At 69.9% G+C, this 17,387-nt stretch carries 13 protein-coding genes; 6 read left to right on the forward strand and 7 right to left on the reverse strand.

Annotated features, from left to right (window positions below; genetic code table 11):
• Positions 1-55: 55 nt before the first annotated feature.
• The 3 genes from ACFWI8_RS17060 to ACFWI8_RS17070 all read right to left on the reverse strand — a co-directional run bounded on the left by ACFWI8_RS17060 (position 56) and on the right by ACFWI8_RS17070 (position 3,643).
• A complete protein-coding gene (locus ACFWI8_RS17060; RefSeq protein ID WP_387091604.1) occupies positions 56-922 on the reverse strand; it encodes a hypothetical protein in 867 nt (288 codons plus the stop codon).
• A gap of 11 nt (positions 923-933) precedes the next feature.
• Entirely contained in the window at positions 934-2,529 is a 1,596-nt protein-coding gene (locus ACFWI8_RS17065; RefSeq protein ID WP_387091607.1) for an alkaline phosphatase D family protein, read from the reverse strand.
• A 184-nt stretch (positions 2,530-2,713) separates the two neighbouring features.
• Positions 2,714-3,643 carry a DMT family transporter gene (locus ACFWI8_RS17070; RefSeq protein WP_387091609.1) on the reverse strand — a complete coding sequence of 310 codons (930 nt, stop codon included), beginning with the start codon at positions 3,641-3,643 and terminating at the stop codon, positions 2,714-2,716.
• A 21-nt stretch (positions 3,644-3,664) separates the two neighbouring features.
• Here ACFWI8_RS17070 and ACFWI8_RS17075 point away from each other — a divergent pair, with 21 nt between their 5' ends.
• The 3 genes from ACFWI8_RS17075 (at position 3,665) to ACFWI8_RS17085 (ending at position 7,037) form a co-directional block, all read left to right on the forward strand.
• A complete protein-coding gene (locus tag ACFWI8_RS17075) occupies positions 3,665-5,185 on the forward strand; it encodes a PLP-dependent aminotransferase family protein (protein ID WP_387091612.1) in 1,521 nt (506 codons plus the stop codon).
• Positions 5,186-5,303: 118 nt separating this feature from the next.
• Positions 5,304-5,888 carry a TerD family protein gene (locus tag ACFWI8_RS17080; RefSeq protein WP_387091614.1) on the forward strand — a complete coding sequence of 195 codons (585 nt, stop codon included), beginning with the start codon at positions 5,304-5,306 and terminating at the stop codon, positions 5,886-5,888.
• Between the two features lie 180 nt (positions 5,889-6,068).
• Entirely contained in the window at positions 6,069-7,037 is a 969-nt protein-coding gene (locus tag ACFWI8_RS17085; RefSeq protein ID WP_387091617.1) for a threonine/serine dehydratase, read from the forward strand.
• Between the two features lie 4 nt (positions 7,038-7,041).
• Here ACFWI8_RS17085 and ACFWI8_RS17090 read toward each other — a convergent pair whose 3' ends face one another.
• Together ACFWI8_RS17090 and ACFWI8_RS17095 are read right to left on the reverse strand one after the other, a co-directional pair.
• The gene (locus tag ACFWI8_RS17090; protein ID WP_387091620.1) at positions 7,042-7,803 is read right to left on the reverse strand and encodes a hypothetical protein; all 762 of its coding nucleotides are present in this window, start codon (positions 7,801-7,803) and stop codon (positions 7,042-7,044) included.
• A 225-nt stretch (positions 7,804-8,028) separates the two neighbouring features.
• Complete coding sequence (locus ACFWI8_RS17095; RefSeq protein WP_387091683.1) at positions 8,029-8,613, reverse strand: TetR/AcrR family transcriptional regulator; 585 nt, start codon at positions 8,611-8,613, stop codon at positions 8,029-8,031.
• Between the two features lie 106 nt (positions 8,614-8,719).
• Here ACFWI8_RS17095 and ACFWI8_RS17100 point away from each other — a divergent pair, with 106 nt between their 5' ends.
• The 3 genes from ACFWI8_RS17100 (at position 8,720) to ACFWI8_RS17110 (ending at position 15,080) form a co-directional block, all read left to right on the forward strand.
• On the forward strand, positions 8,720-9,670 hold the full coding sequence (locus ACFWI8_RS17100) for an alpha/beta fold hydrolase (RefSeq protein ID WP_387091623.1): 951 nt from the start codon (positions 8,720-8,722) through the stop codon (positions 9,668-9,670).
• Positions 9,671-10,027: 357 nt separating this feature from the next.
• A complete protein-coding gene (locus ACFWI8_RS17105; RefSeq protein ID WP_387091625.1) occupies positions 10,028-14,506 on the forward strand; it encodes a DUF6531 domain-containing protein in 4,479 nt (1,492 codons plus the stop codon).
• Positions 14,507-14,510: 4 nt separating this feature from the next.
• On the forward strand, positions 14,511-15,080 hold the full coding sequence (locus ACFWI8_RS17110) for a hypothetical protein (protein ID WP_387091628.1): 570 nt from the start codon (positions 14,511-14,513) through the stop codon (positions 15,078-15,080).
• 564 nt (positions 15,081-15,644) lie between these two features.
• Here the strand turns inward: ACFWI8_RS17110 and ACFWI8_RS17115 are convergent.
• Together ACFWI8_RS17115 and ACFWI8_RS17120 are read right to left on the reverse strand one after the other, a co-directional pair.
• Positions 15,645-16,217 (reverse strand): YcxB family protein, encoded by a 573-nt coding sequence (locus ACFWI8_RS17115; RefSeq protein ID WP_387091631.1) that lies wholly within the window; start codon positions 16,215-16,217, stop codon positions 15,645-15,647.
• A 552-nt stretch (positions 16,218-16,769) separates the two neighbouring features.
• On the reverse strand, positions 16,770-17,381 hold the full coding sequence (locus ACFWI8_RS17120; protein WP_387091633.1) for an SMI1/KNR4 family protein: 612 nt from the start codon (positions 17,379-17,381) through the stop codon (positions 16,770-16,772).
• Between the last annotated feature and the right edge of the window lie 6 nt (positions 17,382-17,387).

Consider the following 17,387-nt stretch of genomic DNA (forward strand, 5'->3'; position numbering starts at 1 on the left):
GGTTATGTACATGTCGCATTCTGTTCAATGATGGTGACGCCGCCTCCTGAGCCTCCTACTGCGGGGCGAACGCCTCGAGTTCCAGGATCCGGGAGTAGTCGGCGCTGTTCGAGGCGTGGACGACGACCCTGATCGCGTCCGTCGTGACCGGGTCGAACGTGGTCACGACGCGGTCGAGCGTGTTGTCGCGGTAGGAGCCGACGGTCAGCCACTCGCCGCCGGACCGCACCTGGACGTCGAAGTCCTTGATGCCCTGGAGCGCGGCGGGCCGCGTCGGGGTGCCGTAGGTGACGGTCTCGATCCGTCCGAGCTCGACCGGCTCGGGCCAGGTGACGGCCAGCCAGTCGGGGAACGCCCCCCTGGTGCCGTCGTTCCACCCGGTCCTGGTCGACCAGTTGCGGTAGTCGCTGTCGCCGTCCACGGCGCCGCAGACCTTGAAGTTGCCGTGCGTGGACGAGGCGGTCGCCTGCTGGCCGTAGGCCAGGTTCGCCCCTGGGCCCGGCTCGGGGACGGCCTCGACCGTGAGGGGCACGACGACGCGCTGCCTGCCGCTGGCCACCGTGATGTCGTAGGTGCCCGGCTCGGTGCCTCGCGGCACCCGCACTCCCACCGAACGGCTCACGGGCTGGTCGGGATCCGTGGCCGGAAGGTAGGTCGAGAACACCGTGTCCGAGAGCGCGATCGGCTCCTCGGCGGCCATCGTCGCGTCGGCGAAGACCGGTTCGGTGCCCGTGTTGGTCATGGTGACGGCGAGCGTCGTGGGCAGGCAGGGGAGTTCGTTGGCGGTCAGGGCCGCGGGCGCCGCCGAGAGGACGACGTTCGAGCGCGGCGCGGCGGCGCGCGCCTCGTCCGACGGGCCGCCGGTGGCCACGGCGGTGCCGAGCAGGACCACGGCCACGGTGCTGATGAGGGTCTTCTTCACAGTGCGGCTCCTCAGGCCTGCTGGACGGCGGGGACGCCGTTCTCGACGGCGAACACGGCGCGGCTGCTGACGGTGCCGTCCGGGACGGTGACCCGGTCGCAGACGCGGAAGTCGGACCGCCACAGCTCCGGGGTGATCTCACAACTGACGTAGCCGCGCTGGAAGTTGCCGAACCTCATGTGCGGGTTCTCGTCGAGCAGCACCTGCCCTCCGGCGTCCAGGTCCTCGCCGTCGAGTCCTGAGGTGATCGACGTGCCGACGAACTCGGTGGCCACCGCCCGGGAGTCCGGGTCGTGGAAGTCGAGCGCGAGGTCGCTGACCACGCTGCGATGCAGGTCGCCGGCGAGGCTGACGACGTTCTGGATCCCGCGTTCCGCGATGCCGCCGAGCAGGCGGTCCCGGGAGGCGCTGTACCCGTCCCAGGTGTCCATCGGCACGGCCACGTTCGGCCCGGACACCGTGTCGAGCAGGGTGATGGCCGTCTGGTGGCCCAGGACGTTCCAGCGGGCGTCGGACGCGGTGAGCCCGTCGAGCAGCCACCGCTCCTGGGGGAGGCCGAGGAGGGAGCGCGCCGGGTCGGCGGTCGCGTCGTTCGGCGGCTTGATCCCGTCGCCGTTCACCTGGTCGTCGCGGTACTGGCGGGTGTCGAGCATCGAGAACTCGGCCAGCCGCCCGTAGCCGAGCCGGCGGTACAGCTGCATGTCGGGACCCTGCGGGGTCTGCGCCGAACGCAGCGGCATGTGCTCCCAGTAGGCCCGGAAGGCGTTGGCCCGGCGCACCAGGAACTGGTCCGACGGGGTGCTTCCCGCGTTGAGGTCCGCCCAGTTGTCGACGACCTCGTGGTCGTCGAGGACGACGATCCACGGGGCGGAGTGATGCGCCTCCTGGAGGTCCGGGTCGAGCTTGTAGTAGGCGTAGCGCTGCCGGTAGTCGTCCAGGGTGACGGCCTGGCGGGTGTTGTGCTCGTCGCCGTCGCCCGGCCGGATGCCGCGGTCGTTGCCGAACTCGTAGATGTAGTCGCCCAGGAACAGCACGACGTCGTGACGGCGGGCGGCGAGGTCCCGGTAGGCCGTGTACCAGCCCTCCCATATCGCCTGGCAGGACGCGAAGGCGAGCGACAGGCGGGGCACGAGCTGCTCGGGGGACGGCGCGGTCTTCGTCCGCCCCACCGGGCTGATGAAGCCTCCGCAGCGGAACCGGTAGAAGTACTCCCGCCACGGTTCGAGGCCACGGACGTCGACGTGGGCGGAGTGGCTGAACTCGGGGCCGACGTGGGTCGTTCCGCGCCGCACGACGCGGCTGAAGCGCTCGTCGGTGGCCACCTCCCACCGCACCGGGTAGGTCCGCCGGTCCATGCCGCCGAACGGGGCGAGCGGGTCGGGGGCCAGGCGGGTCCACAGGACGACCCCGTCGGGCAGCGGGTCGCCCGAGGCGACCCCGAGCGTGAACGGGTCGTCGGCGGGGCTGGGGGCGGACGTGGCCGAGGCCGGACTGATTCCGGGCAGGGCACCGGAGAACGCGAGCGCGGCGGCGGCACCGGAGACGGTCAGGAACCGCCGCCGGGTGGCCGCCAGCAACGCGGCGGGGGGTGTGGGTCTGGAAATCACCCGGGCACCCAATCGGCACTCGGTGAACGAGGGCAATACCTCTGCCGTCGGAAACCGGGCGGGCAACCGACCACCAGGGGCCCATTCCACCCCCCACGGGCGATTCGCCCCGAGCCGGCCGGGCGTCGACCGAGCCGACGCGCGGGAAGTCCCCTGTGCACCAGGCCCGTTGCCCGCCATCCGGTCACCCGGAGCGCACCCCGGTGGGCGCGGCCTCCGCCTCAGTCGGCCGACCGGGGCCCGTGCCGCGTGGCCGCAGGCCGATGCCCAGGCCGACGACCACCACGGCGATGCCCAACCAGACCGAAGGACGCGGCATGCCGGAGCCCGCGGCCGCGCCGACGGCCGCCGCGGCCAGCGGTGCGACGCCGGTGAGCAGTCCGGCGTGCCCGGCCCCCACGGCGCGCACCGTCGAGTACCACAGCACGAAGGCGACCGCCGTGACCAGCAGCGCCAGGTAGCCGGCGGCCACCCACTGGGACGCGGACAACTCCCGTACGGCCGTGGGACCTTCCGCCGCCGCGCCGAGCAGGGCCAGCATCAGGCCGCCCAGCCAGGTCGCGTGCACGGACACCCCCCACGGGCTGTGCCGCCCCAGCACCGGCACCGCGAGCAGCGTGAACCCGGCCTCGCAGCCCAGGACCAGCGCCGCCCAGGCCACCCCGGCGGCATCGGTGCGGCCCGTCCCCTCCACCAGTACCGCGCCCGCCATGACGACGGGCGCCGCCAACAGGACCTGCCGGCTCGGCCCGCGCCGCTCCAACAGCGGTCCCACCACGCCGAGGACCAGCGGTACGCACGCGACCGCGACGGCGATCACCGCGGGCTCGGCGTGCGCGACACCCCTGACCACGGCCACGTTGAACAGCACGAGACCGGTCGCCGCGAGGCCGGTCAGCCACAGCCACTCCCGTCCGCGTGGCCACACCAGCCGGGCACCGGCGAACCGCGCGATGACCAGGAGGATCGCGGTCGCGGCCACGTACCGCACGGCCTGGGCCGTGAACAGCGGGGCGTCCACGAGGGTGCCGGAGACCGTGACGCTGCTGCCGACCAGCGCCATCCCGGCCATCCCGGGCAGCAGTCGGACGAGGGAAACGGAAGACGTGTCCATGCGGTTCACCCTGCCCGCACAATGGACGGCATGGGCAGATCCACGATGCCCCCGTCCGAGGGGTCCAAAGAGCCGTCCCGGGACTCCGGCACGCCCTCCGGCTCCGACTTCCTCCAGCTCGACATCGGGCAGGCGCCGCCGGGCGGGCGCACCGCCTGGCTCACCGAGCGGCTGCGCTCCGCCGTCGCCGACGGCCGGCTGCCCGTCGGGACCCGGCTGCCCGCCAGCCGCGTGCTGGCCGCCGAACTGCGCGTCACCCGGGGCGTGGTGACCGAGGCGTACCGGCGGCTCGCCGAGTCGGGGCAGATCGCCGGTCGCGGCCGGCTCGGCACGGTGGTCGTGGTGGCCCCCGCCGCCCCCCGCGCACCGGCCCGCGACGCCACCGCGCCGGGGCCCGCGCTCTTCGACTCGGCCGACCGGGACGGCGCCGTCGACCTCCTGCGCGCCCTGCCCTGCCGCATCGACCTCTCCCCCGGCGTTCCCGATCTCGCCGCGTTCCCCCGGACCAGCTGGCTGCGCGCCGAACGTGCCGTGCTCACCGACGTCAGCCGGACCGACCTCGGTTACGGCGACCCCCGGGGCGCCCCCGCGCTCCGCCGGGCCGTCGTCGGCTGGCTGGCCCGCAACCGCGGCATCCGCGCCCACCCCGACGAGGTGATCGTGGTCGCCGGCGTCGCGCAGGCCCTCGCCCTGCTGGGGCAGCTCCTGCGGGCGGACGGGATCCGCCGCGTCGCCGTCGAGGACCCCGGATCGCTCGGCACCCGTCAGCAGTTGGCGTACGGCGGCCACACGCCCGTCCCGATCCCCGTGGACGAGCGCGGACTCGACGTCGCGGCGCTGCGCGCCAGCGGCGCCCCCGCCGTGCTGCTCACCCCGGCCCACCAGTTCCCCACCGGAGTCGTCCTCGACGGGGAGCGCCGCCGCGAACTGCTGGGCTGGGCCGCCGACGGCGGGCTGCTCATCGAGGACGACTACGACGCCGAACACCGCTACGACCGGCCCCCGGTGCCGGCGCTGCGCTCACTGCTGCCCGAGGGCGTCCACTACGCGGGCAGCGTCTCCAAACTCCTCGCGCCCGCGCTCCGGGTGGGCTGGCTCCTCGCCCCCTCGGCCCGACGCGACGCCCTGCTGACCGCGAAGAGACACGCCGACCTCGGAAACGGCGTCCTCACCCAGCTCGTCCTCGCCCGCCTGATGGACTCCGGCGAACTGGAACGACACCTGCGGCACCTCCGGCTGCGCCACCGTCGACGCCGGGACGCGATGCTGCGGGCCGTCAGAACCCACCTGCCAGGCGCCCGTGTCCACGGCGCCGCCGCCGGCCTGCACCTCATGGTCACCTTCGACACCCACGGAGCCGGCCTCCGCGACACCGACCTCGCCGCGGCCGCCCTGGCCCGGGGCGTCAAGGCACACCCCCTGTCCTGGCACCGGATCACCCCCGGCCCACCCGGCCTGGTCCTCGGCTACGCGGCGGGCCCGGCCCACGAGATCGACGAGGGCATCGCCCTCATCGGCGCCGCCCTGCGCGCCGGCGCCTGACGGGCGGTCCGCTCAACACGCGGCATCTCAGGACGAAATGGAACCGAAGCGCAGAACTCCGGGGATTTCTCGGCACACTGTGCGTACGACAGTCCAACCGGCCAGAGGATGACCAGAAATGATCACGCTTACCAAGGAACAGGGCCCCGCGGACCTGGACGGAGTGACCCATCTGTCCATCGGGGTGTCCTGGGACCCCACGGCCGGCACCAGCGGCGGAGTGCTGGGCGTGCTCCGCCGCAAGGCCGGCACCGACCTGGACCTGATCGCCATCGCCATGCAGGGTGCCGACCCGGTGCGCCTGGCCGGCCTCGACTCGCACGACCCCATGGGCAACGGCTCCCTGGTGCACAGCGGCGACAACCAGACCGGCCGCGGGGACGGCGACGACGAGACGGTGACGGTCGAGTTCGCGCGCATACCGACCAACATCACGTCGATCGTGTTCGTCGCCGCCGCCTTCAAGAAGGGCAGCTCCTTCCAGAAGGCACGCAACATCAGCTTCAAGGTGTACGACGCGACCGGCGGCAGCACCCAGCAGGTCGCCGACATCTGGCCCAGCCTGCTCGGCCAGGACAACGGCTGCGCGGTGGCCAAGGCCACGCGCGCGGGCACCAGTTGGAAACTCGAGGTGATCAACGAGACGGGGAAGATCAAGCAGGGCGACGAACACGCCCTGATGCGCTTCGCCGTCAGCAAGTAGCGGAACCCCTCCCGCGGCCCGGCACCGACGCGTCACCCGGGCCGCGGAAGACGCACCCCTGCCGGGAAGCGCCGCTGGCCGACTCCCCGGCCGCCAGCCTCGCGCTGGTGTTCAAGCCGGCCCGCCCAGGCCCGCCGGCGGGCACCCACCGGCGCCCACGCGGCCCTACGCTTCGGTGTCATGCAGGAGACGCGCCTCGACACCGCTCGGATCCGGGCGGCTCGCCGGGTCATCGACCCGATGTTCCTCGACACCCCGCTGTACCGCTGCGAGGCGCTGGAGCCCGGCCTCGGGTGCGCCGTGAGCATCAAGCTCGAAACGGCGAACCCGGTCCGCAGCTTCAAGGCTCGCGGCACCGAGCTCGTCGCGAGCCTGCTCGCCGACCACGGCGCGCAGGCCGTGGTGTGCGCCAGCGCGGGCAACCTCGGCCAGGCACTCGCCTGGTCCGCTCGCGGCCGGGGGCTCGACGTCACCGTCGTGGCGTCCCGCTTCGCGACCGCGGCCAAGCTCGACCGCATCCGCGCGCTGGACGCCAGGTTGGAACTGGTCGACGGCGACCACGAGCTGGCGCGGGAGCGGGCCGCGGCCATCGCGCGCCACGACGGCATCCGGCTGCTCGAGGACAGCCTGGACATCGAGACCTGCGAGGGCGCGGCGACCATCGGCCTGGAACTGGTGGCCACCGCACCGTCGTTCGACGCCGTCCTGATCGCGCTCGGCGGCGGGGCACTGGCAACCGGCGTCGGCCATGTGGTGAAGGCCATGGCGCCCGAGGTCGAGGTGATCTGCGTCCAGCCGCTGGGCGCACCGGCGATGACGCACTCGTGGCGCCAACGGCGCGTCGTCACCACCGACTCGACCGACACCATCGCCGACGGCGTCGCCGGCCGGCGTCCCATCCCGGCCGTCCTGGACGACCTCCTCCTGGTCGCCGACGACGCCGTCCTGGTCCGGGAGGCGTCGATCACCGCCGGCATGCGGATGCTCCTCGACCACGCCGGCCTCGTCGTCGAACCGTCAGCAGCGCTCGGCATCGCGGCGATCCTCGAAGACCGCGACCGCTTCGCCGGCCGACACGTGGCCACCATCGTGTGCGGTGGCAACGTCGACATGGCCGCCTACCACCGCTGGGTCTCGCCGCGGGCGTGAAACGCTAGCTTCGGACCGGCTCGTTGAAGTAGCGCTCCATCAGCTCCTGCTGGAAGGTCACGACCTCCATCGTCTGGTCGGGATCGGGCGCGCGGAAGTACAGGGGCTCGTCGTAGGTCATCTCCAGGTGCTCGTAACCACCGTCGAGCTCGCGGGAGAACTCCAGCGGGTAGGGCCTCCCGACGGCGGCCACCCGCACGACGATCTCGCCCCGCGGCGTGGTGGTGCTCAGCGTGACGGTCGGCGTGCCGCCGAAGAAGTCCGCCCCGTCGAACGTCACGTCTCCGTAATCGCCTTCGTCTTCCTGAGGCGAGCCCGAGGCGGAGGTCAGTTCGTCGAGGGAGCACAGGGCGGCCATCTCATCCACCCCGGCCGAGTCCTCGGCGGCGAGGTCGATGTGCAGGTAGCGCTCCTGGAGGATCTCCCTCGCGGCCTCCACCAGCTCATCGTCGTCGGCCTCCGCGGAGACGGCCGCCAACCAGCCGTCTCCGCCGACCCACATGTGGTCTCCCCGCCGGAGCACCTCCATGTTGCCGTACTCGTCGCTCGTCATGGTGGCCGAGCACTCGCCGCCCGAGGTGAGATGCACCTCCCCCGTCATCCCGTCCTCCCGCGCCTCATACCGGATACGCACCGCGTCGGCGCCGGCCATCGCCTCCATCGAGGCGAACGCCACCTCCGCGGCGTCCATCCCGGCCAGCGCGGCCCCCGGGCCCCCCGGCCAGCCGTCCCCACCACAACCGGCCAGCGCGACCACTCCCGCCATGACCCCGGCGGCTCTGACGGCCCGTCTGCACCCCATCGATCTCCACCCCTCGCTCACCCGATCGATTCAATATCGTCGCACGCGGTGCACCTCCCAGGGGCCGGCCGCAGCACCGCATTCGGCCACGGGACACCTACGGGGCGGCCGGGGTCAGGCCCACCGAGCTGCCGATCGCGGCATGACCGTGCGTGCCGGACGGCGAGCCCGACGGTCGCATCAGGTTCGTCACGCGCGCAGCGCCCGCGTGAGCGCGTCCACGGTCACGCCCACGACAGCCAGGAGCTGCGCCGGGCTCGCCCCGGCCCTGCTCATGACGGCGAGGGACTGGTTCACGGCCACGCAGTGCACGGCGTGGGCCTCGGCGTCCCGGTCGGTCAGTCGGCCGGCCTTCAGCGCGTCGCGCAGGCGCAGGCGCTGGAAGCCGAGCGCCTGCTTGGCGTGCGCCGCGACCCGCGGGCTCAGCGCTGGAATCGCCATGGCTGACTGGGCGATCAGGCATCCGTCGGGTAGGTCGGGATCGGCGATGCGATCGAGGGTGACGTCGAAGAACGCACGAACAGCGGCCACGGTTTCCGAGGCCGCACCCGACAGGGCGGCGTCGTACTTCTCGCCGTAGCGCGCGGCGTAGCGATCCAGGCAGCGCAGGAAGAGGGTGTCCTTGTCGCCGAGGGAGGAGTAGATGGAGCTGCGGTTCAGGCCGGTCGCCCGGGACAGGTCGTCCAGCGAGGTGTCGGCGTAGCCGGCGCGCCAGAACTGGATCATCGCGGCGTCGAGCGCCGTGTCCATGTCGAACTGCTTCTTGCCTGCCACGCGGCACTTCCTTGCCGATGCGTCGATCGTTCGGACCGTGTCGCCCACCATCCTATCTTGAACTGATCAGTCCAAGATGTGTTAGCCTTCGAAAACACTGACCCCGATGGAGGACCCCGTGGCCGGCCCAGCAACCAGCGCTCCGCATGCCTCCGAAGGCAACCCCGTCCGCGACCTGCCCCTACCGCACCTGGCCGGATTCACTCACCGCTGGCTCGACGCGGACGGCGTCCGCCTCCATGCCGTCGAGGGAGGACGGCCAGCCGGCCCGGCCGTCGTGCTGCTCGCCGGATTCCCGCAGACCTGGTGGGCCTGGCGAAAGGTGATGCCCGGCCTCACCCGCCGGTTCCACGTCATCGCGATCGACCTGCCGGGTCAGGGCCACTCCGAGCGTCCGGAGCGCGGCTACGACACGCACGCGGTCGCCGCGCACGTCCACGCCGCCGTGCAAGCTCTCGGCGTGTCGACCTACTCCCTCGTCGCCCACGACATCGGCGCCTGGGTCGCTTTCTCCCTCGCCCTCAACTACGAGAGCCAACTACGCGGGGTCGCCCTGCTGGACGCCGGAATTCCCGGTGTCACTCTCCCGGAGGCGATCCCCACCGACCCGGATCGCGCGTGGAAGACCTGGCATTTCGCGTTCCACGCCGTGCCCGACCTCCCCGAGAGGCTGCTCGCCGGCCGCGAACGCGAGTACGTCGGCTGGTTCCTGAAGGTGAAGGCCCTGTCTCCCGGCACGTTCGACGACGCCGAACTCGACCACTACGCCGCCGCCGTCGCCGTCGACGGCGGCCTGCGTGCCTCCCTCGCGTACTACCGGAACGCCGCGAAGTCGGCGCGCGAGAACCGCGAGGCGCTCAAGCGGCGGCACCTGACCGTGCCCGTCCTCGGCATCTCCAGCAGCCACGGCTCCGTTCCGGACATGGCCGCCGCCATCAGCCCCTGGGCCGACAACACCACCGGAATCGTCGTGCCCGACGCCGGACACTTCATCCCCGACGAGCAGCCCGAAGCCGTCGCCGCCGCGCTAGCGGACTTCCTCCCAGCCGGCGACTGACCCACCGACCGCGCCACCCAACCGACGACGCGACGTCCCTCGCCAGCCGCAGCCTCCAGGGCTATTCGCCCTGGCTAGCACAAGCAGCAGTACACCCTGGAACGTCAACCCAGGGGGGTTCGCAACCCGCGCGTGAGGCGGTCGTTCCAGGTCGGGATGGACGCCGTCATCAACTCTCCCTCCCTGCCCTCCAAGGGCCGCCACCCACGATGGCAGCCACCGCCACCGAGGCACCATCTCGGGCAGCCGACAACTTCGATCTTCCAGACTGTTGAACCTCGAACTCGCCCCGTCTATGGTCGATGACGCGTTGTCAGCACGATCCGAACGTTCACTGCGGGGGCGGGGGCGGACGAGATGGCACGACCAACTGACTGGAGTCCGGTCGGCATGGACTCCGATCCGACACCGGGGGATCCCGACGAGATCAGGTCACTGGCCGACGAGTTGCAGACCTTCGCCGACGACGTCGGCGAGGCCCTCGGCCGGGTTCGGGGCATGGCGGAAGACCGGGCGGTGCTGGACTGGGCGGGCTTGTCCGCGGACGCCTTCCGCAGCGAGTTCGACGGCGTGCCCGGCAACTTGGAGAAGCTGGAGACGTCCTACGCGTTATGCGCCCAGGCCCTCCAGACCTACTGGCCGAAGCTCGAGACGGCCCAGGGCATGGCGGACCGCGCACTCGACCGGGCGATCGCCGCGCAGGCCGATCTCAGCTCCGCGCAGAGTGCGCTCTCCGATGCCCAGGACTGGGTGTCCCGCGCGGGCGAGGAGGCCGAACGCTTAGAGCGTGAAGGCGAGCGGGACGACGTCGAGCCGCCGTCCGAGGCGGATGTGCGGGCGGCGACCCGCGACGCGAACGCCGCCAACGAGGCGGCCTCGGCGGCCCAGACGCGGGTGGACGACGCAGAGCAGCGGCTGTCCGCCGCACGGGAGTTGGCCGAGCAGGCGCGCGAGATGCGGGAGGAGGCCGCGAGTCAGGCGGCCCGGGACATCGACGAGGCGTCCGACGCCGGTATCCAGAACCGCAGTTGGTGGGAGGACGCGGTTCACTGGGTGCGGGAGAACTGGGACACGATCGTAGAGGTCTGCAAGGTCGTCGTCGCCGTCCTCGGTATCGTCGTCATGATCATCGGCGGCCCCCTGGCCTGGGTCCTCCTCGCCGCCGCCCTGGTGGTGTTGGCCGACACCCTCTACGACTACGCCAACGGCCGCGCCTCCCTCTGGGACGTCGCCTTCGCCGCCCTCGACTGCATTCCCGGCATGAAAGGCCTCACCACGGCCGCCGGCCTGGCCACCGGCCTCAGGCGGTACGCCGCCAACTTCCGGAACCTCGGCCCCATGTTCCGCCAGCAGGGCATCCGCGGCATCGGCCGTGTCCTGATCGGCGACCCGATCGACGTCATCACCGGCGAGATGACTCTGCGCGAGACCGATGTCGAGCTCCCCGGCGTCCTCTCGCTGACCCTCGCCAGGGAACACCTCAGCACCTACCGCGCCGGCCGCTGGTTCGGGCCGTCCTGGGCCTCCACCCTCGACCAACGCCTTGTACTCGACGACTACGGCGTCGACTACTACGCCGACGACGGCATGTGCCTCCACTATCCGGTGCCGAGGAAGGACCCCGACCAGCCGGTGATGCCGGTGGAGGCGCCGCGCTGGGGACTGTCGTGGGACGGCCGGCACGCCGGTGAACTCACCGTACGGCAGCGCGACACGGGCCTGACCCTCCACTTCGCGCCGGTCCCCGGCCGGCCCGGCACCGAGCTGCCGATCACCGCCATCAGCGACCGCAACGACAACCGGATCACCTTCGTCTACGACGAGCACGGCGCGCCGACCGAGGTGACCCACTCCGGCGGCTACCGAATCGGCGTCGCGGTCCACGACGGGCGCGTCACCGCCCTCACTCTCCTCAACGATCCGGACCGGCCGCTACTGCGCGCCTTCGAGTACGACCCGGCGGGCAACCTCGCCGGCGTCTACAACTCTTCAGGGCTGCCGCTGCGTTACGAGTACGACGCCGAACGCCGGATGACGCGCTGGGAGGACCGCAACGGCACCTGGTACCGGTACGAGTACGACGAGGCCGGCCGGTGTGTCTTCACCACCGGCACGGACGGGGTGCTGGCCTACCGCTACGACTACGAACCCGAGCGCCGGCGCACCATCGCCACCAACAGCCTCGGGCACGCCACCACCTACGAGTACAACGACTTCTTCCAACTCGTCGCCGAAACCGACCCCCTGGGGAACGTCACGCGCAAGGAGTGGACGGAGTACCACGACCTGCTGTCCGTCACCGATCCACTAGGCCGCACCACCCGCTACGACTACGACCCGCACGGCAACCTCGTCACCGTCACCCGCCCCGACGGCAGCACGCAGCACACCGAGTACAACGACCTCGGGCTGCCCAGCACCGTCGTCCAGCCGGACGGCGGCACCTGGAGCCGCGCCTACGACGCCCGGGGCAACGTCGTCGCCATCCTGGACCCCGCCGGCGGGCGCACCCACGTCACCTACGACCCGCACGGCGGCATCGCCTCCGTCACCAACACGCTGGGACACACCGCCCACATACGCTGCGACGCCGCCGGCCTGCCACTGGAGGTCACCGACCCGCTCGGTGGCAGCACCTCCGTCGTCCGCGACTCCTTCGGACGGCCATCGCGCCTGACCGACCCCAACGGCGCGGAGACGACGTTCACCTGGACGGTCGAGGGCAGGCTGCTGCGCCGCACCGACCCCACCGGTGCCGTCGACACCTTCACCTGGGACGGCGAGGGTAACCTCCTCACCCACAACGACGCCAAGGGCGCTGAGACCAGCCACACCTACGGCCCGTTCGACCTGCTCACCTCCTACACGACGCCCGACGGCGCCACCCACCGCCTCACCCGGGACACCGAGCTCAACCTCGTCCAGGTGACCAACGCTCTCGGGGCCACCTGGACCTACACCTTCGACGCCGCCGGCCGTCTCGCCTCGGAGACCGACTTCGACGGCCGCGAGACCACCTACCGACGCGACGCCGTCGGCCAACTCACCGAACTCACCAACAGCCTGGGCGAGACCGTGTCCTGCGCCTACGACTCCCTGGGCCGGCGCACCGCCATGACGACGTCCGACGGCGACACCTGCACGTACACCTACGATCCGCTCGGCCGCGTCGTCTCCGCGGCCTCACCCGGCGTCGAGCTGAGCCGCGTCCACGACGCCCTCGGCAACCTCGTCAGCGAGACCGTCAACGGACGCGTCCTCACCCTCACTCACGACACCGAGGGCCAACTCCTGTCACGCCGGAACCCGTCCGGACACGCCAGCACCTGGACCCACGCCCCCAACGGCCGGCCCGCCACCCTCACCACCGACGGCCGCACCATCACCTTCGACCACGACCCCACCGGACGCGAGATCGCCCGCCACATCGGCGAGCACCTCACCCTCACCCACCAGTGGAACGGCGCCGGCGCACTCGAACACCACGCCCTCACCGCCCCCACGGGCCGAGTCCTGAGCGGGCGCAGCTACACCTACCGCCAAGACCACTACCCGACGGCGCTCACCGACCACCGGGCCGGCACCACCAGCACCTTCACCCTCGATCCCGTCGGCCGCCCGACGGCCGTCGCCCACTCCTCCGGCCGACACGAGTCATACGCCTACGACATCGCCGGCAACCAGACGAGCGCCCGCTGGTCCACGGCGGACACCCCGACCGAGGGCGAACGCGATTACGCTGGCACCCTGTTGACCCGCGCCGGCGCCGCCCGCTACTCCTACGACGCCGCTGGCCGCCCGACGCGCCGCCAGGTGACCCGTCTCTCCCGCAAGCCCGACACCTGGTGCTACGCCTGGAACGCCCGGAACCAGCTCACCGAGACCGTCACCCCCGACGGCAGCGTCTGGCGCTATCTCTACGACCCCTTCGGCCGCCGCGTCGCCAAGCGGCAGATCCGCCCCGAGGACGGAACCGTGCTCACCGAGGTGTGGTTCACCTGGCACGACGGCGAACTCATCGAGCAGACCACGTCGGACGCCACGATCACCTGGAACCACCGCGAAGCCCAGCTCCTCACCCAGACCCACCACACCGCCGGCCAAGAGGAGATCGACCGCCGCTTCTTCGCGATCGTCACCGACCTCGTCGGTAGCCCGATAGAACTCGTCGACGAGCGGGGAACGACGGCCTGGACGGCGGACACCACCCTGTGGGGCCTCCGAACGGCTCCCGACGACGGCGCCGTTCCCGCGCCCCTCGGCTTCCCCGGCCAGTACATCGACGACGAGACCGGCTGGCACTACAACTACTTCCGCCACTACGACCCGAACACCGGCCGGTACGTCACCCAGGACCCTCTCGGCCTGCTACCGGCCCCCAACCCGTGGACGTACCCGCACAATCCGCTGCTCTGGTGCGACCCGTTCGGCCTGGCGGCGCACGTCCCACGGGAGTTCGTGGTCGACTCGGCAGGCGTCGCCGAATCCCTGCCCGTCCACGTCATCGACTCGAGCCGCTGGCGACCACAGGCCGACAACTTCCTCCGCGCGACGGAGAACGGGGCCCCGGCCCTGGTCACCTACGCTCAGCGGACTGAGAGCCAGTCGCGGCGGGTCCGCCGCCAGGCCCAGGCCGGCCGCCCGCGCCCGCGCAGGTTCGCCTCGGACGGCACCTGGGAGGAGTACCCCTTCGCCAGCACCTTCGAGGGCGGCGCCGGCGCGACCCTCACTCTCAGCCCGCAATCGGTAAACTCCAGCCACGGAAACGCGCTCGGCCAGTTCTACGAAGACGCAGGCCTGTCACGCGGTGACCAGTTCCTCGTGAGAGTGAGGTGACGTCGTGAGCAGTCCCACGCTCGAAACGCTGATGGGCGCGCTCTGGGCCCATCTGGAGCGGCTCAACCGCCCCATCATCCAGCACCGCACCCCCGGAGCCGCCCCCACCGAGATCGCCGACGCCTTCGGCGGCCAGGTCCCGGCAGACGTCACCACGTGGTTCACCCTGTGCAACGGCGTAACACACACACCGGACCAGACCCAGGACGACGCCGCCTTCATCCCCGGCTACGAACCCCTGTCCCTGACCGAGGCCGCCGCGATCCGGGCGGACTTCGGCGACTCCCCTCCCCTACCGGAGAAGGACTGGTTCCCCCTCCTCGCCACGGGCGGGGGCGACCTCTACGTCGCAGTCCCAGCACCCGACGGCACCCACTCCCGCGTCTTCACCGTGATGATCGGCTACCCGCCTCGCCTCGCCTATCACAGCATCGAACAGATGCTGAGCGTCTTCGCCCGCTGCTACGACGAGGGTGTCTTCTTCGTCAACGACGAAGCCGGCATGCTCGACGCCGACGACGACCGCTGGGAGGAACTGGAAGACGAAGCTCTCCAGACTGACGGAGGCTCCTGATCTGCCTCATTTCAATGGCCCGCGCACTCCCACTCGGCCATCCACCTCAACCACTCTGACCTGCGACGATGCACTGCCGCCGGATCGCTGCAAAACAACCTTCCACGCCGGTCCCGGCCAGTACCCTGACCTGCCGCTTTACCGTCGGGTCCGTCATCAATCCAGGTGGGTTCGGAACTCACGCTGCTCGGGCGTGCGCATGCAGCCGCCGGCGAGAGTCCGTCATCAACCCTGATGGGTTCAGAACGCCGAGGAGGCCGAGGGGTTGGTACACCTCACAAAGGTCCGTCATCGACTCTGGTGGGTTCGCAAGACACGCAGGCTCTCCGCCTGGGCGTGCCGGAGGTGCACAGCCGAGCCAGTCCCGACAGCGGGCCACGACTCACCTCGCACCGGCCCCCTTTCGCAGCCGACACCACACCATCGCACCTCGAGGCATCCACAGACGGCATGCCCCTCCGAACAATCACCTTCCGCGTGCGCCCCCTCCAGACACCCGGGCCATCAAACTTACAGAAAGATAGTCGCGATATCCCGAATGAGGCTTTCCAACTGTTGCGGCGGCTACGATGAACGATCGCTCACCGAATTCACTGCATCGCCACAATTGACGTATCGATCTAGCAAGGCTCGAAGATACGACACGTCGCCCTCTTCCGCGATGGCTCGCTTGGGAAGGGGAATGAATGTAGCCCCCTGCTGGGGACCAAACAATACAAAGTGTCTCTCGGTCTCCACGTGACAGAGAAAATATGCCCAATTCACGACCGAGGACGTCTCGGCAGTCACGGTCTGAATCCCAGATGCATCAAGGGTAATTCGACATTCCCCCGTGACGGCAGCATGTCCCCCGAAGCCTCGCGCCTGCCTATGGGCAGCAATGCCACGGGCAAGAACCCAAAGCCCCGAGCAAACGCTCAGCACCACGACTGGAAGAAATCTATACCTAAGATTGTCGGCCACAATAGCGAAAAGCATCGCCATCACGACCAAGAAAAATATTGGCAACCTGGCGGCTTGCCACTGCACCCTCTCAAACGTCTGCCTTCGCGTCCGCAGCGCAACCCGAAAATCTTCTGCCACGGGAGTGTAGATAAGAGTCAACGGGCGTGGCGCCTCTCGCTCATCAACCATCATTCCCTCGCTTCCCTAATTCGACCAAATCATTAATCGCCGAGAATTTAGAGTTTGCGCCCCTCGTTCGATCCACATCACCCGACCGGTCACCTGGAACAAGATGGAAGGGAGCACTGCTCGAAGGTGCGTCTCCGCCCTAGGGGCACACGTATCGCATCCCGGATCAGGCTCCTCGGTCCAGAGACGCAAACGACATGGACCAGAAGGCCACACTCGTCACATGGTGACCGAGCACCCATGGGAGAGCAGATAACCTGCTCTACTTCTCTGCGGCGAGGCAACCTACGAAAATATGGAGACCGATCGTCAACTCGAATGACGGGCACATCATCCGCGCTACATGACGTCACGCACATACTGTTCGACACGAACCTCAATGCTATTTCTCATGCCGAGCATCCGATTCCACTGGCTGCAGGAGCTCCCCTAGCCATCATTCTGCCTGATGCCCCCGGCCAGCGAAGAAGGTCTGGGCAGCCGACAGGAGCTGCAGCAGAGTTCTGCGGTGCAACGCTCATCGAGTTGCGAGGGATGAACCGTTTCACTGATGAACTACTCCCCGAACATGCCAGCATTGGGATTGGGCTTACCGGTCCACGGGTCAATCCCTTGCTCCCATGAACGCTCTTCCGTTCTCCAATGCAGAAACCTGGGGGCAGAAACACCCCATAGGTCCATGCCACTCAGCGGGTTCTCATCGTATTCGCACTGAAAAGTCTTCAAGAAAAAATCGGCCACGCCGTCGGGGTACACGACCCAACGAGGCACCCCTTGCCGCCGAAATATGACGATCGGCCAACGGTCCGGATCTGTCCGCGACGTTTCCCAACACAAAATGTCTCCACTGGAATCCGCACCCCAAGCGATCAAAGAATCACCATGAATTTCAGCAGGCCTCTCCCCTTGCCTGGTCTCCAACCACAACCCTCGCACGTTCAGCGTTTCGAAGGACATCCCCTGCACGACGTCGACCTCCATTTTAAGGTCGGGCGCAAGGACTCCCAGATACCTCTCGATGGTCCCCTCACCGTAAACGCGAATGAATTCACAGTAACTGAAGGGAAACCGAGTACCCCAGCCGCTTGTCACCGCATCCCAGTCGATCTCGTCGCCCGCCCCCTCATGCGGCGGCATGAGCCGAGTCAACCGCTCCATTGCCGACAAGTGAAA

The organism is Streptomyces sp. NPDC127098 (assembly GCF_042722465.1).
Taxonomy (GTDB): Bacteria; Actinomycetota; Actinomycetes; order Streptomycetales; family Streptomycetaceae; genus Streptomyces; species Streptomyces millisiae.

Excerpts from the sequence above, each read along its gene's own strand:
- ACFWI8_RS17080 (WP_387091614.1), top strand. The coding sequence starts at position 5,304 with ATGATCACGCTTACCAAGGAACAGGGCCCCGCGGACCTGGACGGAGTG.
- ACFWI8_RS17115 (WP_387091631.1), bottom strand. The coding sequence starts at position 16,217 with ATGATGGTTGATGAGCGAGAGGCGCCACGCCCGTTGACTCTTATCTAC.
- ACFWI8_RS17070 (WP_387091609.1), bottom strand. The coding sequence starts at position 3,643 with ATGGACACGTCTTCCGTTTCCCTCGTCCGACTGCTGCCCGGGATGGCC.
- ACFWI8_RS17075 (WP_387091612.1), top strand. The coding sequence starts at position 3,665 with ATGGACGGCATGGGCAGATCCACGATGCCCCCGTCCGAGGGGTCCAAA.
- ACFWI8_RS17085 (WP_387091617.1), top strand. The coding sequence starts at position 6,069 with ATGCAGGAGACGCGCCTCGACACCGCTCGGATCCGGGCGGCTCGCCGG.
- ACFWI8_RS17105 (WP_387091625.1), top strand. The coding sequence starts at position 10,028 with ATGGCACGACCAACTGACTGGAGTCCGGTCGGCATGGACTCCGATCCG.
- ACFWI8_RS17090 (WP_387091620.1), bottom strand. The coding sequence starts at position 7,803 with ATGGCGGGAGTGGTCGCGCTGGCCGGTTGTGGTGGGGACGGCTGGCCG.
- ACFWI8_RS17100 (WP_387091623.1), top strand. The coding sequence starts at position 8,720 with ATGGAGGACCCCGTGGCCGGCCCAGCAACCAGCGCTCCGCATGCCTCC.